General features: G+C 48.2%; 14 protein-coding genes. 5 read left to right on the forward strand and 9 right to left on the reverse strand.

Going from position 1 to position 17,822, the window contains the following annotated elements:
* Nucleotides 1-103: 103 nt before the first annotated feature.
* Nucleotides 104-343: a hypothetical protein gene (locus IE163_RS08320; protein WP_189432154.1), complete on the reverse strand. Its 240-nt coding sequence runs from the start codon at nt 341-343 to the stop codon at nt 104-106.
* A 228-nt stretch (nt 344-571) separates the two neighbouring features.
* Nucleotides 572-1,531, reverse strand: a complete 960-nt coding sequence (locus IE163_RS08325) for a helix-turn-helix transcriptional regulator (RefSeq protein WP_189432156.1) — start codon at nt 1,529-1,531, stop codon at nt 572-574.
* A gap of 207 nt (nt 1,532-1,738) precedes the next feature.
* Between IE163_RS08325 and IE163_RS08330 the strand changes: the two genes are divergently transcribed.
* On the forward strand, nt 1,739-2,368 hold the full coding sequence (locus IE163_RS08330) for a glutathione S-transferase family protein (RefSeq protein WP_189432158.1): 630 nt from the start codon (nt 1,739-1,741) through the stop codon (nt 2,366-2,368).
* A gap of 67 nt (nt 2,369-2,435) precedes the next feature.
* On the opposite strand, the gene IE163_RS08335 is transcribed toward IE163_RS08330, so the two are convergent.
* Complete coding sequence (locus IE163_RS08335; RefSeq protein WP_189432161.1) at nt 2,436-2,915, reverse strand: NYN domain-containing protein; 480 nt, start codon at nt 2,913-2,915, stop codon at nt 2,436-2,438.
* A gap of 189 nt (nt 2,916-3,104) precedes the next feature.
* Here IE163_RS08335 and IE163_RS08340 point away from each other — a divergent pair, with 189 nt between their 5' ends.
* Together IE163_RS08340 and IE163_RS08345 are read left to right on the forward strand one after the other, a co-directional pair.
* Entirely contained in the window at nt 3,105-4,031 is a 927-nt protein-coding gene (locus IE163_RS08340; protein ID WP_189432162.1) for a cation diffusion facilitator family transporter, read from the forward strand.
* A 156-nt stretch (nt 4,032-4,187) separates the two neighbouring features.
* Complete coding sequence (locus IE163_RS08345) at nt 4,188-5,066, forward strand: bile acid:sodium symporter family protein (protein ID WP_189432164.1); 879 nt, start codon at nt 4,188-4,190, stop codon at nt 5,064-5,066.
* Nucleotides 5,067-5,175: 109 nt separating this feature from the next.
* Here IE163_RS08345 and IE163_RS08350 read toward each other — a convergent pair whose 3' ends face one another.
* Entirely contained in the window at nt 5,176-5,718 is a 543-nt protein-coding gene (locus IE163_RS08350; protein ID WP_189432166.1) for a hypothetical protein, read from the reverse strand.
* Between the two features lie 63 nt (nt 5,719-5,781).
* A complete protein-coding gene (locus IE163_RS08355; protein ID WP_189432168.1) occupies nt 5,782-6,528 on the reverse strand; it encodes a helix-turn-helix domain-containing protein in 747 nt (248 codons plus the stop codon).
* A gap of 106 nt (nt 6,529-6,634) precedes the next feature.
* Here IE163_RS08355 and rhlP point away from each other — a divergent pair, with 106 nt between their 5' ends.
* On the forward strand, nt 6,635-7,576 hold the full coding sequence (gene rhlP / locus IE163_RS08360) for a rhombotarget lipoprotein (RefSeq protein WP_229833488.1): 942 nt from the start codon (nt 6,635-6,637) through the stop codon (nt 7,574-7,576).
* On the opposite strand, the gene IE163_RS08365 is transcribed toward rhlP, so the two are convergent.
* From IE163_RS08365 to IE163_RS08380, 4 genes are all read right to left on the reverse strand, one after another.
* Nucleotides 7,563-8,123, reverse strand: a complete 561-nt coding sequence (locus IE163_RS08365) for a TMEM165/GDT1 family protein (protein ID WP_189432170.1) — start codon at nt 8,121-8,123, stop codon at nt 7,563-7,565. The genes rhlP and IE163_RS08365 overlap by 14 nt on opposite strands.
* Nucleotides 8,124-8,386: 263 nt before the next feature.
* Complete coding sequence (locus tag IE163_RS08370; protein WP_189432172.1) at nt 8,387-11,524, reverse strand: efflux RND transporter permease subunit; 3,138 nt, start codon at nt 11,522-11,524, stop codon at nt 8,387-8,389.
* Nucleotides 11,521-14,751 carry an efflux RND transporter permease subunit gene (locus tag IE163_RS08375; RefSeq protein ID WP_189432174.1) on the reverse strand — a complete coding sequence of 1,077 codons (3,231 nt, stop codon included), beginning with the start codon at nt 14,749-14,751 and terminating at the stop codon, nt 11,521-11,523. Before IE163_RS08375 ends, IE163_RS08370 begins: the two co-directional genes overlap by 4 nt.
* A 14-nt stretch (nt 14,752-14,765) precedes the next feature.
* Entirely contained in the window at nt 14,766-15,824 is a 1,059-nt protein-coding gene (locus IE163_RS08380; protein WP_189432176.1) for an efflux RND transporter periplasmic adaptor subunit, read from the reverse strand.
* A gap of 296 nt (nt 15,825-16,120) precedes the next feature.
* On the opposite strand from IE163_RS08380, the gene IE163_RS08385 reads away from it, so the two are divergent.
* Nucleotides 16,121-17,581 carry an OmpP1/FadL family transporter gene (locus tag IE163_RS08385; protein WP_189432179.1) on the forward strand — a complete coding sequence of 487 codons (1,461 nt, stop codon included), beginning with the start codon at nt 16,121-16,123 and terminating at the stop codon, nt 17,579-17,581.
* Nucleotides 17,582-17,822: the final 241 nt, after the last annotated feature.

Below are 17,822 nucleotides of genomic sequence, written 5' to 3' on the forward strand. Positions count from 1 at the left end.
ACTGTTAATAGTTATCTGCAAACCAACAAAAACGGCGCTTGCTGAGAAACAAGCGCCAAATTACACGGCGAAGCAGAGCTAAATAACTGCTGTTTGACAGTACTCAATGGCGTATAGCAATTTTGGGGGCGCTATCAATCTCTCCATGTTCATCGATGACGGCGAAGCGCTCTCCTAAACGTAAAACGGCCAGGCTGCCGGAGCTGGTATAACGCACAAAAACAAGTTCGTAACCATAACGTTCGAGTTCGGTTATTGCGAATTTTTGGGCCAGATTAAGTTCATCCCAGAACGGCTGCATTTCCCCAGTCAACTGGCGCCTTTCAACAAGTGCAGTTTGCATTAATTACTCACCTTTGCTGATATGAAGAACATAAGTCAGGTTGAAAAACTAATTTTTAACCCGTTTGGGACTCGCTATTACGGCAGTCAACTAAAGCGTAGTAAACGACTATAAAACTAGCAAGCGCCGCACGCCATTTCTTAATATCTTTTGCTAAAGTACAATCTCCAGGCACACCGCTTCCGGGTAAATTCAAACGAAGCCTTTGCCAAAGTACCTGATGTAGCTCTACGGTGTTTCTTGCAGGGCAATAGCCATTAAGCGCTTTGCTTGCGCAGTCAGCGCCTGTTTTAACTCTGGCGGAGAAATAACACTAAAATCAAACGGCAATTGGCTTAGCCATAAGGCAAAACAATAGGCGCTATCGGTACGGGTGCTAAGCAGTAACCCCTCTGACTGCGGTTTTAGCATGGCGGCGGTTGCGCCCATCGCCAGTGCTGCCGTCGTTTTATCGGTGTGCAGCACAACTTTAATGTCCAGATTACCCGGCATTGAGTTCAGGCTATGGGTAAAATGCTCGGCCGCATTAAAGTTTGCTGGCCGGTTAAACCGCTGTTCCAGCAAGGCTATCTGTTGCAGGCGATCCAGCCTGAAGGTACGCAGCTCCTGGCGCAAATGACAATAGCCGCTCATATACCAACGACCGTTTCGAAACAATAATCCGTAGGGGTCTACCTGCCGCGACACTGGCGGCTGTTGATAGGAGGCATAGGTAATAGTAACCGAGCGCTGCAACTCCAGCGCGTCAAGTAAGGGGGCTAAGTGTTGACCGGGCGTTTCCGTTGCGGCCTCTGGCAACATCACATCAATGGTCCTGGCAATGGCCTGAGCGCGGTTTTTCAGTTTTGTGGGCATCACCCGCTCCAGCTTCGCCTGAATACTGCTAATGGCCGTTTGCACATCGGCCAGGCGCAGATTTTTTGCAGCCAACAAGCCAAGTGACAAGGCCAGTGTTTCATCATTGGTAAACATCATCGGCGGCAATTTAAAACCGGCGACTAACATATAGCCACCTTCACAGCCTTGCTCGGTGGTAACCGGAATACCCAGTGCCTCCAGCGCCTGAATATAACGCCGTACCGTACGCTTATCTACGCCCAGCCGCGCTGCTAGCTCAGTGCCACTCATCCGGCTGTTTGATTGCAACAGCTCTAATAAGGTCAGTACCCGCACTGTTGGGCCGCTCAAAGTTGCTGCCTTTTTCGCATACTGTTTATTACTCCATTATTTTTACGAGAATTCAGCAAATATAGCGTAAAACTAGGACGGATTCTGTCCTATTTGGGTTTTATAGTTTGTGGATAGTTTTGGGGGAACAGCCCCAACCTATCCGAAACCTTACCAGTTAACGGGTAAATAGTAGCTAACCTAAACTCAATATAAGGAAATAACCCTATGTCTTCATTAACCTTGTTTACCAACCCCCAATCACGCGGTCGTATTGTCCGTTGGTTGTTGGAAGAGCTGAATGTGCCTTATCAGGTAAAGGTGCTGCAATATGGCCCTGAGATGAAAGCAGCAGATTTTCTGGCATTGAACCCGATGGGCAAAGTGCCGGTTATTACCCATGGCGATATTGTAGTAACAGAAACTGCGGCAATTTGTGCCTATCTGGCAGACTTTTTCGCTGAAAAACAGCTGGCACCTGCCATCAACAGCCCAGAGCGTGCAACCTATTACCGTTGGCTCTTTTTCACCGCCGGCCCACTGGAAATGGCCACTTCAGCCAAGGCCTTTGGCTGGCGGCTTGACGAAGATAACGCCGCCTCGGTGGGTTGTGGCAGGTATGTGGATACACTCGATGCACTGGAAACGGCCTTAACTGCCAGTCCTTACCTTTGTGGTGAGCAATTTACCGCCGCCGATGTGTATGTTGGCAGCCATATTGAATGGGGCCTATGGTTCAACACCTTAGAACCACGGCCAGCCTTTAAAGATTATGTCCAGCGGCTGCAAACGCGAGCCGCAGCGATACGCGCGACTAAGCTGGATGATGCGCTGCTGCCGGAACCGACTCCGGCATAATTTAGTCCGGCAGTTTTTCCAGCATTAAGCCTCAATATCAGGTGCAAACTGCAGTTTGCACCTATCTTTATTTTGGCAGCAACAAGCCATCATCAATGGCAATAAAACGGCTTGCCACCTTGACCAAGGCCTGGGCAGTTAAGCCTTCTACACCATAAATTTCAACTTCGGTAGCAAACTGTTGCACTAGCTTATGCACCAGTAAATCAAAATCACCGTCACCCGAGGCTAATACCAATACATCGCTCTGTTGACCATATTCAATGGCGTCCAGCGTAATACCAACATCCCAATCGCCTTTGGCCGAGCCATCCGCACGCTGGATAAAGGGTTTAAGTTTTACTTCAAAGCCGATAGCGCGCAAAATATTCTGAAACTGGCGCTGCTTTTCATCACCGCGGTCAATGGCATAGGCAATGGCTTTTACCACAGTGCGCCCGGCCGTGACCTTACGCCAAAAGGCATTGTAGTCAAAATTACGCTGGTAAGCCTCACGGCTGGTGTAATAGATGTTTTGTACATCCACCAAAATGGTTACGCTGCTCATGGCTCGCCTTTAATGTCGTATCGCCAACAAGCCTGTTTCAGCAAGTGCAGTTAGCGTCAAAGATAACGGGTATAAAACAGCTAAGCTAACCGTCAACCTCTTCAGGCGCAAGTGTTTTATCCAAGCTTATTACTTTACCGGCGCAATACGCGCTAAACTAGATTAGTAAAAACTTATCAGGACGACACTATGCCGCAGTTACACCCGCGCCAATTATTGTTACTGTCGCTCTTTGCCGGTTTACTCACCATGGCGTTAAAAACCCTGGCCTGGTACCTCACCGGCTCAGTCGGTTTTTTATCAGATGCCATGGAGTCTTTAGTCAATGTAGCTGGCGCAGGCTTCGCGCTTTGGATGGTAACCATTGCCAGCCGCCCCGCCGATGCAGGTCATCCTTTTGGTCATAGCAAAGCTGAGTATTTTTCAGCTGCTTTTGAAGGCGGGATGATTTTTGCAGCGGCTATTGCCATTTTTGTTACCGCTGCTGAGCGCTTGCTTAACCCGCAAGCTATTACTGCCCTGGGGCTTGGTACCTTCCTGACGGTGTTGGCTAGTGTGATTAATTTGGCTATTGGCTTATTACTGATCCGCGCTGGCAAGCAGTATCAATCCCCCGCGCTGGAAGGCGATGGCAAGCATCTGCTAACAGATGTCTGGACTACCGCCGGCGTAGTCATTGGCGTGACGTTGGCGGCAATCAGTGGTTTAAGCTGGCTGGATGCGGCAGTAGCGATGCTGGTTGCCCTGCATATTCTGCGCGAAGGCGCTGGTATTTTGGCCAAAGCCATTAATGGGTTAATGGATAAGGCGTTACCAGAGCCACAAGTTCAGCAATTAACCGAACTGCTGGCTCATATTAGCGCAGACTATCTTGCCACACCTAACACGGGTTTGAATCTGCCTGACGCCAGCCAGGTAAGTTTTATAAACCTACGTACCCGTGCTGCCGCAACCCAGGCTTTTGCCCAGGCCGATTTACAGGTCCCAGGCCACTGGACAGTAGCGCAAGCCCATCAGCTCGCCGATATCGCCGAGCAGCAGCTAGCCGAGCTTGGCGTGCAATTAACCTTACATATCGAACCCCGGAGCAGCACCGTCGCGCAGTCATGCGACTAAACTGGTCTGACCGGTACCGGAGTTGTGTGGATAAACTGGTATGGCCGGTACCGGAGTTGTGTGGATATAAGAGTTGTGTGGATAAGTTTGCAGCTTGCCCTTGGCTGCACAACAAGGTAGCGTAGGGCTAAGAATATATTACAAAAAGAACTGCTTATGTTTGCTACCCTGACCCAAATTGGCTTGCCGCTAGCATTGATCCTGATTATGACCGGCGTAGGAATGAGCTTACGCCCCAGTAACTTTCGTGATGTCCTGCGTGCCCCTAAAGCGTTTTTTGTTGGTACAGCAGCGCAGCTGTTATTACTGCCGGCTATCGCGGTGTTACTGATTAGTTTATTTGGCTTGCAGGCAGAACTGGCGGTGGGGTTGTTTATTCTGGCGCTTTGCCCGGGCGGCACCACCTCTAATTTGTACAGTTACCTCTGTAAAGCCGATGTCGGCTTATCCGTATCTCTTACCGCGATAGTCGGCTTTATTACCCCCTTTACCCTGCCGCTACTCGCTGCCTGGGCGATTAATTTTTACCTTGGCGAAAGCACGGCTTTTGAACTGCCACTAGTACGCACCTGGCTAACCCTGATGATCGTGAGTGTTATTCCGGTATTACTGGGGATGTTGATCCGGGCAAAATGGTCAAATTTTGCCCACCGCGCACAGCCGATTATTAGCCGTTTTTCGGTGCTGGTGTTAGCCGCATTGATTATCAGTATTGCCATCGATCTGGGTGATGATTTCTGGCACTACATGCTGCTAAGTGGCCCGGCGGCGTTAACGCTAAATATTATTACCATGGCAGCAGGCTATTTGCTTGGCCGCTATTTATTGCATAATGAACAGCAGGCCCGCACCATTTGTTTAGAAGTTGGCTTGCAAAACGGCACCCTGGCATTACTGATCACCACCGGTATTTTGCAAAACACGGCGATGTCTATTGCGCCAAGCAGCTATAGCATTTTAATGTTTTTTACTGCCAGCCTCTTCACCTGGTGGGTGCTAAAACGGCAAAGGCCGCTTAAAGATAGCGGCCTTTGACAAGGATAAGGCGTTTACTAGGGAGAACTCCGCTTTTAAACCTAAGCCATTAGCTGTAAAAATTCGCCCCCTGGCGGCTTATTTTACATAACCGCAGGTTTTACCCTAGCTACAGGCTTAAACCCGGCAAACGCCCGGCCAGATTAATAAAGCGCTGTTGATATTGTTGCAGCGCAGCTTTATCGGCGGCGGTTAAGCAAGGCTGAATGACCGAGCTCATATGATCACTTTGCGCTAAAGTGCGCTCAGCTTGCTTGCGCTGTGCCTCGGGTAAAAAAGGTAAACCTTGCCGGGTAAGATTAAATACCCCTTGCATTGATTGCAGCACCGGCCAGGCACCTTTGGCCGTTAACTCAATAAATAACGCCGGTGTTAACTGATGCTTGGCTAACACCTGGTCAACTTGCGGCAAATAGTCCTTGCCCTGCTCTTTTGCTCTTAGCTCACTGGCATGTTTTGCCCAATCGCAATGCTTAGCCAGTCGTAAATTTTTTAAGCTGGCCGGATTATCTTGCTCAATTTTTGCCAGCTCCGGTAAAGCGGCCTCATAGCGGGCAATATTTTGCTCAGTAATCACTGTTGCAGCCTGAACTGTCGATAACGATATACTACTTAGCAGCAACGCCGCGGTAAAATTTAATGTGATACGCATAAAGATCCCAAAATCAATTGTATATGTAGCTTTTATACCGCTGTGGCTGAACCGCGGCTGAAATCATCCGGGCGCATCGGGTCGTAAAAAGTCTTTAAAGACGCCAAATCGCCAATTACGCAGCGCCAGCACCACACTCACACCATAGCGATGCGCCAGTGGCAATTGGCTATCATGCTGCACCAGCTCATTAAACTCACGCGCTAAGCGGGTTAACTTGCGTTGAAACTCCTGATTACTGGCAGTAGACAACATGCCGTTTAGTACCAGCAAGGCTTCATCCTGGCCATTAAACCGATGATTGAAAAATTCTACCGCCAGTTGCTGTTGAAAAAACCGTTGAATAGGGCCATTGTCGCGCCAACTAAAATTTGCCGCTATCCGCAATTTAACGCGGTTACCCGGTTGTAGCTCGATCAGTTGTAACCTATCCAATTTAATCAGTTTTTGCAGGCATTCGCTGGGCGTAAACTGATACCATTTAACAATATCTGCTATGGTCCAATGATTAAGTACCGACACTGCAACCAACAGTAAGCCTAGATCGGCTGTTAGCTCTAACTCTTGCTGCTCAGTAAGCTGGCTAATTTGCCCTTGCTCTTGCTGCAACAGCCGCAATAAGTCACTAAAGTCCATTGCCAGCAGCTGACAGATTTGCTCCAGCCTTTGTAAGGTAAATTGCTGCTGTGAAAACATGCGCTTCACACTGGCTTCGCTGAGCTGTAACTGCTCAGCGACCTGCGCGTAAGTACAACCATGCTGCTTTAACGCGCGCTTTAATGTTTGTACCAAGGCAGCCCCTTGCGTCATACCACCTCCAAAAAGTATCAATAAATAATACCTAAAGAGCTTAATAAAACAACTTTTTATATTTAAGTGGCACTAAAAAATACTTCAGGTAGTTTAAGGCGCTCTAATGAGTTGTCTAACCCAAAGCCGTATTAGCTGGAGCTATACTATGAGAATCGCATTTTCCAACATCATCTCTCGTCTACTTTTATCCTGTACTGTGGCAGCTAGCCTGGCAGGCTGTGCCAGCCAGCAATTAGGCAGTCGCAGTAGTGTCGTAGAGTATTTGTATCCCACCGCTGCGGAAGTTAAGGTTGAAACCGGCACACCAGTGCTCACCCTGCCTATTCGATTAGGTATTGCTTTTGTGCCCGCAGAGCAGACTTATCGACGTGGCAGCAATCCTTGGGCTCTTGCCGAACATGGCGCTGCAAGCTTAAACGAGCCGGCTAAAATGCAGATAATGGAAAATATTGCGAGCCACTTCCGGCAACAAGACTTTATCGGCGATATTCAACTTATTCCCAGCAGCTACCTGCGGCCGCAGGGCAGCTTCACTAATCTGGATCAATTGCAATCTATGTTTGGCATCGATGTTATCGCCCTGGTGTCTTTTGATCAGGTGCAGTTTAGTGATGAGTCCACAGCTGCCTTAAGTTATTGGACACTGGTAGGCGCTTATCTGATCTCCGGGCAAAAAAATGATACCAGCACCTTAATGGATACTGCCGTCTATGCCATTAACAGCCGCAAATTATTGTTTCGGGCACCGGGTGTTAGCCAGATTAAAGGCCGTTCCACGCCGGTAAATTTGGCAGAAGAGTTACGCCAGGACAGTAAGCAAGGTTTTGACGATGCCAGCAAGCAAATGATTAACCAATTAGAGCAAGAGCTTGAAAGCTTTACCGAGCGTTTAAAAGCCCGAGCAGAGGATATAAAGGTCGTTCGCAGCAGTCACTACCGCGGTGGCGGTAGTGTGGGTATCTTCACTTTACTGATACTGCTTGGCACAGTACTTCTTCGTAAAAGCGTGCCTGAACGAATAGATAATAGCTTTACGCCGCGATAATGGTCAGCAACCCTAGCAACATAAAAACGGCACAGGCAGCACGACGTGCCCAGTCCAGCGAGACTTTTTGCAACAGCCAGCTACCGGCATATACCACCGGTACGTTGGCAGCCAACATGCCCAAAGTCGTACCCCAGATCACCATCCACACCGCATCTTCAAAAGTAGCGGCCAAAATCACTGTAGCAACCTGAGTTTTATCGCCAATTTCAGCTAAGAAAAATAGGATACAGCTGGCAGCAAAGGCACCGTATTTTAATACCGCAGTATCTTCACTGTCGTCTTTGTCAGGGATCAGTAACCACAAGGCTACCGCAATAAAGGAGCCACCTAATAACCATGGGCCCCAGGCTGCCGGAATAAACTGTGCTACCCAAACACCCAGCCAGGCTGAAGCAGCATGATTTAAAAGAGTTGCAACCAAAATACCGGCAATAATCGCCGTTTTGTTACGAAAGCGTGCGGCTAGAAATAAAGAGAGAAGTTGAGTCTTATCACCGATTTCAGCTATGGCTACGGCGGTAAAGGACGAGAGAAGTGCTTCCATAAAATCCTGCATATAGCGGGATATTATAGACAAAAGACACAGACTGACTCCCGCTTTGGATCAGTACCGTGTCTTAAGTCTCATCACACAAGTTATTAGTTATGACTAAAAAACTTGCTGCTTATACCATGTGCTTGGGGCACAAGTATGTTGATATAAGCGCCTGGCGGCTGATTACTCCCTTAAAGACCGGCGCATTATAACGACAAGCCCAAAAAAAGCAAACCGCCTATGCCGCTTGCTCCTTGTTAAAGCCCCTTTGCTTAAGACTGCCGTAACAAACGCTTTTGCCATTGTTGACTGCGGCTAAACAAGCGCGAGCTTGCGGCACGAAGCTTAATTAAGCCGTAATAATTTAATGGTACTAACAACAAACTGGTTAAGGTAGAAAACAACAAGCCACCAATAATGGCAATAGCCATTGGCGCATAGCTGGGGCCATTACCACCAATAGCTGTGCCGCCTAATGCCAGCGGGATTAAACCCAGCACCGTTGTGGCCACTGTCATTAAAATCGGCTTTAACCTGGCGGTAGCCGCCATAATAATCAGCGTTTTTAACGGCAGCTCTGGCAACAGCACGCGATCTTGGTTAATTCTATCTACCAGTACTATGCCATTGTTAACCACTATTCCCATCAATACCAACATACCAATCATACCCATAACACCTAAGCTGGTGCCGGTAAGCCAAAAGGTCCAGAACACGCCGACAAAAGAAAACAACAAGCTGGCGATTACGGCATTGGGCATCAACAAGGATTCAAATAACGCTGCCATCACGATATAAATCATCGCCAGCGCCAATAACATATTCACAATCATCACTTGCTGTTCTTCGTTTTGCCTAACAAAGCCCCCCTGATAAGACCAGCGATAGCCTTCCGGTAACTGCACTTGTTGCATTAACTGGTTAATTTCTGTTCTGGCTTGATCCATGCTGATATCTTGCGCCAGGGCGATCTGCAACGCTACACCGGTTTCCCGATTAAAACGCCGAATAGATTGCAATCTGGGTAGGATCTGCAACTCTGCCACCTGTGACAATGGAATAGTGACTCCCTGCACCACCGCAACGGGCAAATCAGCAAGCTCGGTTAATGATTCACTAATGCGTTCATCGTAAATCACCCGAATTAATAACTCACCTTGCTCTGCGCTTCTAAAGGTACGCAAATTGACACCACGTAACGCTAAGGCAGCACTTTGTGCAACCTGATCGGCAGCCAATCCGAGTCTTTCCAGCTCTGCTCGTCTTAATTTAATTTGCACTTCTTGTTGTCCAAGCGTCAGATCGGAACTGACTTCTGCTAAGGCTGGCAAGCTTTGTAATGCAGGCTGTAATTCACTGGCTAATTGCATTAGTCGTTCGGTAGAATGCCCAAATAGATTAACTCTTAAGGCATTATTACGATTACCAAAACCAAAACTGGGGCGCGATCTTACCAACGGCGGCCACTGGCTACGAATGCGCTCTTTTAGCTCGTTCAGCGATATCGGCAGATCATCTTTTAGCATAATGGTCGATTGCGCCTGTCCTGCCCGATAATAGCTATAAACCGATTCAATATGAAAGGCGTCTTGATTGGCATAAAGAAAGGCTTCCATCGCCTTCACTTCGGCCCGCACTTCTTCCAAACTATAATTACCCTGAATGTTATAGTTCATAAAAATACGGCCACGATCTTCCTGATCTTCACCACCACTACCCACTTGTGAAAAAGGAAAAGCCGTGCTGGCTAGCACCAGCAAAGCCAAAGCTGTAGCCGTCTTAGGCCAATACATCACCTTAGTGAGCATTTGCTGATAATAGCGTTCAAGCAAGGTGACCCGTTGTTGCGACACAGCTTGTACCTTAAGCTTGGTGCTTAACAGCGGGATCAGGGTTAAAGCAAGCAGCAGTGAAATGGCCAAACATAAGCAGATAGCAATAGCCACATGCTCCAAAAAGATAGTGAGCTGCATTTTCTCGCCAATAATATTGGGTAAAAACACAATAGCCGTGGTTGCAGTACCCGCCAGCACCGCCAGCCCTACCCGCTTTACACCACGCTCAGTAGCTGCCCGCACATCACCGCCGGCAGCACGCTCGCGAAAAATACTTTCCGTCACCACCACGGCGTTGTCTACCAACATCCCTATCGCCAACATCAGCCCCATCATGCTAAGAATATTGAGGCTATACCCCATAAAGTACATCGCACCCAGCGCCACAATTATCGCCGCAGGCACCGACAGCACCACAATCAGAGTAGTGGTAAGGTGGCGTAAGAATAAATATAAAACGATAAAAGACAGCATGGCGCCAATAGCACCAGCTTGCAGTAAATCACGCAGCGATTTCGTGACGTTATCGGCCAAATCATCCATCACATACAGATTTATGCCATTAAAAGCGGGGTTCTTATCCGCCGCATTAACTACGGCCAACGAGGCTTTTGCCACCTCCACCAAATTAGCGCCCGACTCTTTAAACACATTCACACCTATGGCATAGGTTTGATTTAAATGTCGACCATCGCGTAGCTTCGGTAACTCAAGTTCGATGGTCGCCAACTCGCGAAGTTGTAAACCTGGTCTTACCGGTAAGGCAGCAATTTCAGCCAGCTCTTTATACTCACCCAGTGGTTTTACCAAAACACTTTGCTCGCTATTTCTAAGCTCACCGGCACTTAAGGCAAAATTACTGCCGCGTAATTGCGCTAACAAAGCGGTAGGATCAACTTGCAAGGCGCGCATTTTATCGGGATCTAAGCGGATAATAACCTGGCGCTTTTCTACACCATACAGCTCTACTTTCGACACCCCAGGCACCCGTTCTAACGGCCGCTTTAACTGTTGTTCTAACAAGTCATAGGCCATTGCTAAATCGCGCTCAGAGGAAATCCGTAAATTAAAGATTGGCATATCACTGGTGTTAAACTGGAACAGCAGTACCCGCTCGACATCGTTTGGCAATAAATGCCGGATACTGTCTAACCTTTCCCTAACTTCCAGGCTTTTACTGCTAATGTTTTCACTCCAGCGAAATTCCAACGACACATCGCCGCTATTTTCGTTAGCAAAACTACGCAGCTCTTTAATACCGCTTACGGTCGCCAGCGCCTCTTCCAGCGGCCGGGTGATTAAACGTTCAACTTCCGCCGGACTGGCGTTGGGGTAAGGTACGCTGACGTAAAGCTCTGGAATATCAATACCCGGAAACATTTCAAGTGGCAGTAACCGGCTGGCTAGGCCACCGAACAGCAGGAGCGAAATAAACAGCATACAAATAGTGACCGGCCGGCTTAAGGCTAAGCGGGTAAGCCAAATGGGCTTGTCATTGTCCACTTCATGCGCAGGCGCAGTTTCGGTATTCGCAGCAGCCTTTGCTGCGGCATCTGGCGGCGTAAACTGACTCATACCGTCTCCTTAGAAGTCACTTCGGCTCGCCCTTGTTGCAGGCTGTAAAGCACCGGAATAAACACCAGGGTAAGCAAGGTTGCCAAACTTAAGCCAAAGATCACCGTAATGGCCATGGGCACGCGTATTTCACTGCCTTCGCCAGTGCCCAAAGCTAATGGCAGTAAACCCAACACCGTGGTTAGGGTGGTCATTAACACCGGGCGTAACCGACTCTGTCCGGCGCTAATAATAGCCGCCGCCATCTGAATACCCTCAGCCCGTAATTGATTTATCCTATCAATCAATACAATGGCATTATTTACCACTATACCGGCTAACATGATCAAACCAATAAAAACGATAACCGAGAGTCGGGTGTCGGTTAACCATAAACCTAACACCGCTCCGGCTCCGGCTAAAGGTACCGTAAACAAAATCAGGAGTGGCTGCAGCAGATTTTCGAACTGTGACGCCATAACCAGGTAAACCAAAAAAATCGCCAACAGCAAGGCAAAAATTAATGAACTGTAGGCGCGCGCCATTTCCTCACTTTGCCCCATCACTGCCGCTTGCTGACCCGGAGCTAACACGATCTGCGCTAATGCAGTTTTAGCTGCTGCCGTCGCTTGCTCTAAATCGCCATAAGCTAAATTGGCACTGACTATCGCCACCCTTTGTTGACTTACCCGGGTTATTTCACTGGGCCCAATCTCGCGACGAATTTGCGCTACTGCACTTAAGGGCAATGGCTCAGCCGCCCCTGGATTGATAATCAACTCAGCTAATTGCAATTCGTACTGACGATACTGCTCGGCTAAGCGCACCCGAATATCAATCTTGCGATCGTTTACCGAATACTGCCCCGCGACTTCACCACCAATATAAGTGGCCACTCTGCGGGCGACTTGCTGCGCTGTCATGCCCAGCTGGGCTAACCTAGCATGATCAAAATACAAGGTGATCTCAGGTTGGCCAGGTCTTAAACTAGATTTAATGTCGGTAAAACGGCCGTCATTCGCTAACAGTGCAATTAATCGCTCTGAGGTTTCAGATAGCTGAGCCAAATCATAGCCACTGATTTCAATCTCTAACGGCGTACTAAAGCTAAATAACTGTGGGCGGTCAAACCGGCTGGTGACACCCGGCATAGCCGTTAACTGCTGACGCAACTGCTCTTGTACCAAAGCTTCATCTTCTTCATCGGTATCGGCCCGCATCACAACATGTAATCGGCCCCAGTGGCTGCCACCAATAGCAGGGTCTACCGACATCTGCGCGCCGGTTCCGGCTAAACCATAGCTGCGCGCCACTACCGGATATTCCGTTAACTGTTCAGCTAACTGCTTTAACAGCAGATCAGTTTGTTCAATGGCGGTACCCACCGGCAATTGTACATCCAGATAAAACTCCCCCTGACTAAGCTGTGGGATGACATCGGCCCCGAGCCTTGGCAATAAACTAAAGCAAGCGCCAGCCAGCGTCAAAGTCACCACCAAGGTTAAGGCTTTTGCGGTTAAAGCCGCTTGCAATAAGCGTAAATAAGCACGTTCAATAATGCGTAGCAAAGCTTGCACGCCAATCACGGCGGGACGCAGCAACCAATACAGGGCAGTACCCAACAACTTATACAGCAAACCCAATAGAGTGGTTACTGTCACTAACAGTAAATAGGCGATACGCCCAATTAAACGAAATGGCAATAACGGCCAATGAAACCAACGCGTTGGTTTTAAAGAGGCCAGTGCAACTGGGGTGTCAGCAACAGGCGTTGCCAAGCGGCTGCGTGCCGCCATAGTAGGAATAAGCGTTAAAGCAACGATCAGCGAGACCAACAAGGCAAAGGTAACCGTAAGCGCTTGATCACGAAATAACTGACCAGCAATCCCTTCGACAAAAACTAGCGGAAAAAATACCGCTACGGTGGTCAAGGTTGAAGCGGTAATCGCCATCGCCACTTCACCCGCGCCTTTTACTGCAGCTTCTTTGGCGGCAAGCCCTTGCTCTTTATGACGGGCAATATTCTCCAGCACGACTATGGCATTGTCTACCAGCAAACCTACAGCTAAAGCGATGCCGCCGAGGCTCATCATATTTAGCGTAATATTCTGACCGTACATCAAATTAAAGGTTGCGATCACTGACACGGGTATCGACACGGAAATGATGACGGTTGCCCACACATTACGCAAAAATAAATACAGCACCAGCATGGCTAAAATACCGCCTACGATACCGGCACTTTTTACATCGCTAATGGCTTGTTTAATAAACTGTGATTGATCGTATAACACATCGAGCTGATAACCGGCGGGTAACATTTTGCGCAGCTCAGGCAAACGGGACAGCAGCGCTTCTGCGACTTTTACCGAGTTCGCATCGCCTTCTTTATAAATTGCCAATTCAATCGCCTGATTACCATTGATGTAACTGATACTCTGCCTATCAGCGAAGGCATCGCGCACTATCGCCACATCTTTTAAACGAATTTGGCTGTTGCCGACCGTAGTAAGGTATAAGTTCTCAATTTCAGTAAGCTCAGCAAACTGATTAATGGTTCTAACCAAATAGTCATAGGCCGGTGTTTCTAAACGGCCGCCGGCTAAATTAATGTTTTCCGCTTTTAACCGTTGGGTAATTAAACTGATATCTAATTGTAATTGGCTAAGTTTTTGCGGATCGACCAAAATCTGAATTTCTTGTGTTAAGCCGCCGTCCGGGCGTACAGCCGCAATGCCTGGAAAAGATTCTAAGCGACGGCGAAAATCTTCCTCAGCAAAGGTTCGCATGGCCACCAAATCGGCTTGCGTCATATCAGGTTTAGATAAAGATAAACGCACTACCGGATCGAGATTGGGATTAAAGCGCAGCAATAACGGCTTTTCCACATCCAGCGGTAAAAACAGTACATCCAGTTTCTCGCGCACTTCCAACAGTGCCAAGTCCATGTCGGTACCCCAATCAAACTCCAGCACCACATCGGAGCGCCCGGCGCGTGACACTGAGGTGACTTTACGCGCACCTTTTACAATACCCAGGGCTTCTTCAACAGGTTTACTAACTAACTGCTCTACCTCTGCGGGTGCAGCACCCAGATAGGTGGTGCGGACAGTCAGGCTGGGATATGACAAATCTGGCAACAAATTTACCGCCAGACGACCTACCGACACCAACCCGAATAGCAATACTGCAAGCGTGAACATCCAAACCGTGACCGGACGGGCCACGGCGGTATTAATTAATTTCATGATAGACGTCCTTGTTAAAATGCGCGCTCAGAGACAACGTTAACCAGGCTTTGTTCTTTTAACGCAGCATGCCCAGCTACAACTACCTGTTCATCAAGGGCGACACCCTCCAGAATTTCCACTACATTATCAGCGGTATAGCCCAGAGTAACTTGCCGGCGTACAATACGGTTTTCACTGTCCAGCACTAACACACCCGGTAAATTATCCAGGGTCAGCAAGGCACGTTTTGGCACAAGCAAGGCACTTTCGCGGGTATCAAATTTAATCTCAACCTGACTAAACATACCGGCTTTTAGTTTTCTTTCAGTATTGTCTATTAATAAGGTGGTACGCACTGTACCCGAGGCAGCATCGACCACTGGCGCAACCCGGCTTACCTCGGCGGCCACTTCAGGTACACCAGCAAAACTTAGCAGCGCCTTTTGGCCCGCTTTCGCCTGCAGCATTTGCTGCTCAGGTAAATGCACTACCGCCTCTAATTGGGTTTCACTTACCAGATGAAATAATGATTGCGGCGTTAGCTGACCAACCAATTGACCGGTTTTGGCATAACGGCGGGCCACTACCCCACTTATCGGTGCCCGAATTTCCGTTTCACGCAAATTTAGCTCTACCAAAGCAACGGCAGCTTCCATAGCGGCAACTTGCCATTTCAGCTTGTCGTAAACATCGGTACTCACTAATTTACGTTGGTGCATTTCAGTCATGCGCGTTAGCTCAGAACTTAAACGTCCTAACTCGGCCCGCTCCCGAGCTAATTGATGCCGCTGCCGCTCGTTTTCCAGCACCGCCAGCAATTGACCAGCACTAACTTGATCCCCTTCTTCCACCAGGATTTTTTCCACAATACCACTGGTTTTTGCCATCACTTCCGCCTCTGCCCGCGCAGCCAGGGTGGTAGTGGTACGGTAACTGCTGCTAATAGCACCCGTTTTAGCGCGTGATATTTCAACCGGGATAGCCACTTCAGCAGCAGTGGTGCTACTGCTGGTGCTTTGCGCTTTATTACAACCAGTTAAAACTAAGGCGCTGCTTAACAAAACAACGGCTAACGGCATGATCTTTTTCATTTTTTATATTCCTTTATCCAAGGTAACTGTTGATTACCTAGCTTTGCACTCACTATGCCAAAAATTAATCAAATTTAATATCAATTACTTAGCTTTAAATTGTTACAAGCTGCAACAACTGAAACACTAAAAAATAGCGAAAAAAACCAACTTTTAGCCAACCAAACTGGTCAGACCTAACTCCGGCACCGGTAAGAGCTCTGAGGTCTTACCGGTACCGGAGTTGTTAGAGTCTATACTCTAATGAAAGATAGCTTTATACTGCGCGACTTTGTTTCAACTAGGTGTACAAAATAATGCTAAAGAAAACCGCTATCGCCGGTGCCATATTGCTGGCACTGAGCAGCCTTACCGCCCAAGCCGAGGGCTATAAATTACTAGAACAATCAGTAAGCAGCATGGGTAATGCCTATGCCGGTCGTGGCGCGCAAATTACCGATGCCACTCTGGTTTACTCTAATCCCGCGGCGATGGTGCATTTAAACGGCGAACATTTTTCCGGTGGTTTAAACCTTATCCATGCCCGCACCCGCTATTCTGATGCAGAGGCCGTAAGCGCCGCAGGCCAAAGTGTTACCGGCCGCGATAATGGTAAAGCTCTGCTTACCGAAGTGGTACCGTTCGCTTTTTACACCAAGCAAGTTACTGACGATCTGACCTGGGGCTTAGGCTTCTATGTGCCATTTGGTTTATCCTCAGATTACCAGCAAGACTGGGCTGGCCGTTATTTTGCTGATGAAACTGCAGTTAAGGTATTGAGCTTGCAACCCGCAGTTGGTTACAAACTTAATAATTGGTTATCGATAGGTGCCGCCGTCAGTTTAAACCGCGCTGAAGGGGTATTATCAAAATATAAAGATCATTCGGGGCTGTGTGAGCTTGGCACGGGGATCAATCAACTGGTTGGTCGCGACGTCTACAACGCTGCCTATTGCGATAGCCATTACGAAGTAGCAGGTAACGATATTAGCCTGGGATACACCTTAGGGATCCATGCTGAGCCTATCAGCGGGACTAAGCTGGCAATTGTGTATCATTCTGCGGTGCGTTACACCTTAAAAGGCGATTCTGAAATCACCAATACGCCTATCACCGCGGCTACCGCTGGCAATACGCCTGGGCTGATTGCTATTGCACCTAACTTGCCGCTATTAAACACGACTACCGGTAAATTAGCCTCGCGGGATTTGTTGGTTGAAAAAAGTAAATTAGACCTGACAACACCGGCGACGCTGTCGTTTAGTATTGATCAGTTAGTAACGTCAAACCTTTCACTACAAGCCAGTGTCTTGTGGACCGGTTGGAGCAAGTTTAAGAGCATCGATATCGTCAGTGATGACAGCTCGCCGTCTATTTCGATCAGTACCGGACCCGCGTTAGGTGCCGACGGCTATATTGGCTATATCCCGGAGTATTGGCATGATACCTGGTCAGCATCTGTAGGTGCGACTTACCAATACCAACCAGGTTTATTGTTACGCACCGGCATTGCTTATGATGAAAACCCTATTAGCACCCAGCACAAAACAGCCAGGATCCCGACCTCTGATCGGATTTGGCTAACCGCAGGCTTTAGCCATTCTTTAACCACTATGAGTAGCATTGATTTTGCCTATGGTTATATGTTTATGGATGATGTGAAAATTAACGAATCAGAATATGGCGTAGCCAACAACAAGCTTAACCTGGCAAATGTAAAGGCGAACTATGCCAATACCGCGCATGTTATTGCGGTGCAGTACAATCGTAAATTTTAACCTTTCGCGTCAGCATTAACTTGCCTCAGCGCGCGTTCAGCTTAGTCGTGCTATTTTTACTCACTAACTGAACGCCCTGTTGGCGTAATCCGTAAAGTCAATAATCCTGTTGCTGTTTGCCAATTCTCTGCCAAAGATCAACAGGTTCTAGGTTAGCACAAGAAATTACGTTAGACTTGTGGCTATTATCAGGTAACAACTTTGCAATCCGAGGTGTCAGATGTTCTCTGTAAAGCACGTT

It is taken from the genome of Alishewanella longhuensis, assembly GCF_014653435.1.
GTDB classification, from domain to species: Bacteria; Pseudomonadota; Gammaproteobacteria; order Enterobacterales; family Alteromonadaceae; genus Alishewanella; species Alishewanella longhuensis.

Bases quoted from the DNA above. Each gene is read 5' to 3' on its own strand.
- IE163_RS08320 (WP_189432154.1), bottom strand. From the start codon at position 343: ATGCAAACTGCACTTGTTGAAAGGCGCCAGTTGACTGGGGAAATGCAG.
- IE163_RS08330 (WP_189432158.1), top strand. From the start codon at position 1,739: ATGTCTTCATTAACCTTGTTTACCAACCCCCAATCACGCGGTCGTATT.
- IE163_RS08335 (WP_189432161.1), bottom strand. From the start codon at position 2,915: ATGAGCAGCGTAACCATTTTGGTGGATGTACAAAACATCTATTACACC.
- IE163_RS08340 (WP_189432162.1), top strand. From the start codon at position 3,105: ATGCCGCAGTTACACCCGCGCCAATTATTGTTACTGTCGCTCTTTGCC.
- IE163_RS08345 (WP_189432164.1), top strand. From the start codon at position 4,188: ATGTTTGCTACCCTGACCCAAATTGGCTTGCCGCTAGCATTGATCCTG.
- IE163_RS08350 (WP_189432166.1), bottom strand. From the start codon at position 5,718: ATGCGTATCACATTAAATTTTACCGCGGCGTTGCTGCTAAGTAGTATA.
- IE163_RS08355 (WP_189432168.1), bottom strand. From the start codon at position 6,528: ATGACGCAAGGGGCTGCCTTGGTACAAACATTAAAGCGCGCGTTAAAG.
- rhlP (WP_229833488.1), top strand. From the start codon at position 6,635: ATGAGTTGTCTAACCCAAAGCCGTATTAGCTGGAGCTATACTATGAGA.
- IE163_RS08365 (WP_189432170.1), bottom strand. From the start codon at position 8,123: ATGGAAGCACTTCTCTCGTCCTTTACCGCCGTAGCCATAGCTGAAATC.
- IE163_RS08370 (WP_189432172.1), bottom strand. From the start codon at position 11,524: ATGAGTCAGTTTACGCCGCCAGATGCCGCAGCAAAGGCTGCTGCGAAT.
- IE163_RS08375 (WP_189432174.1), bottom strand. From the start codon at position 14,751: ATGAAATTAATTAATACCGCCGTGGCCCGTCCGGTCACGGTTTGGATG.
- IE163_RS08380 (WP_189432176.1), bottom strand. From the start codon at position 15,824: ATGAAAAAGATCATGCCGTTAGCCGTTGTTTTGTTAAGCAGCGCCTTA.
- IE163_RS08385 (WP_189432179.1), top strand. From the start codon at position 16,121: ATGCTAAAGAAAACCGCTATCGCCGGTGCCATATTGCTGGCACTGAGC.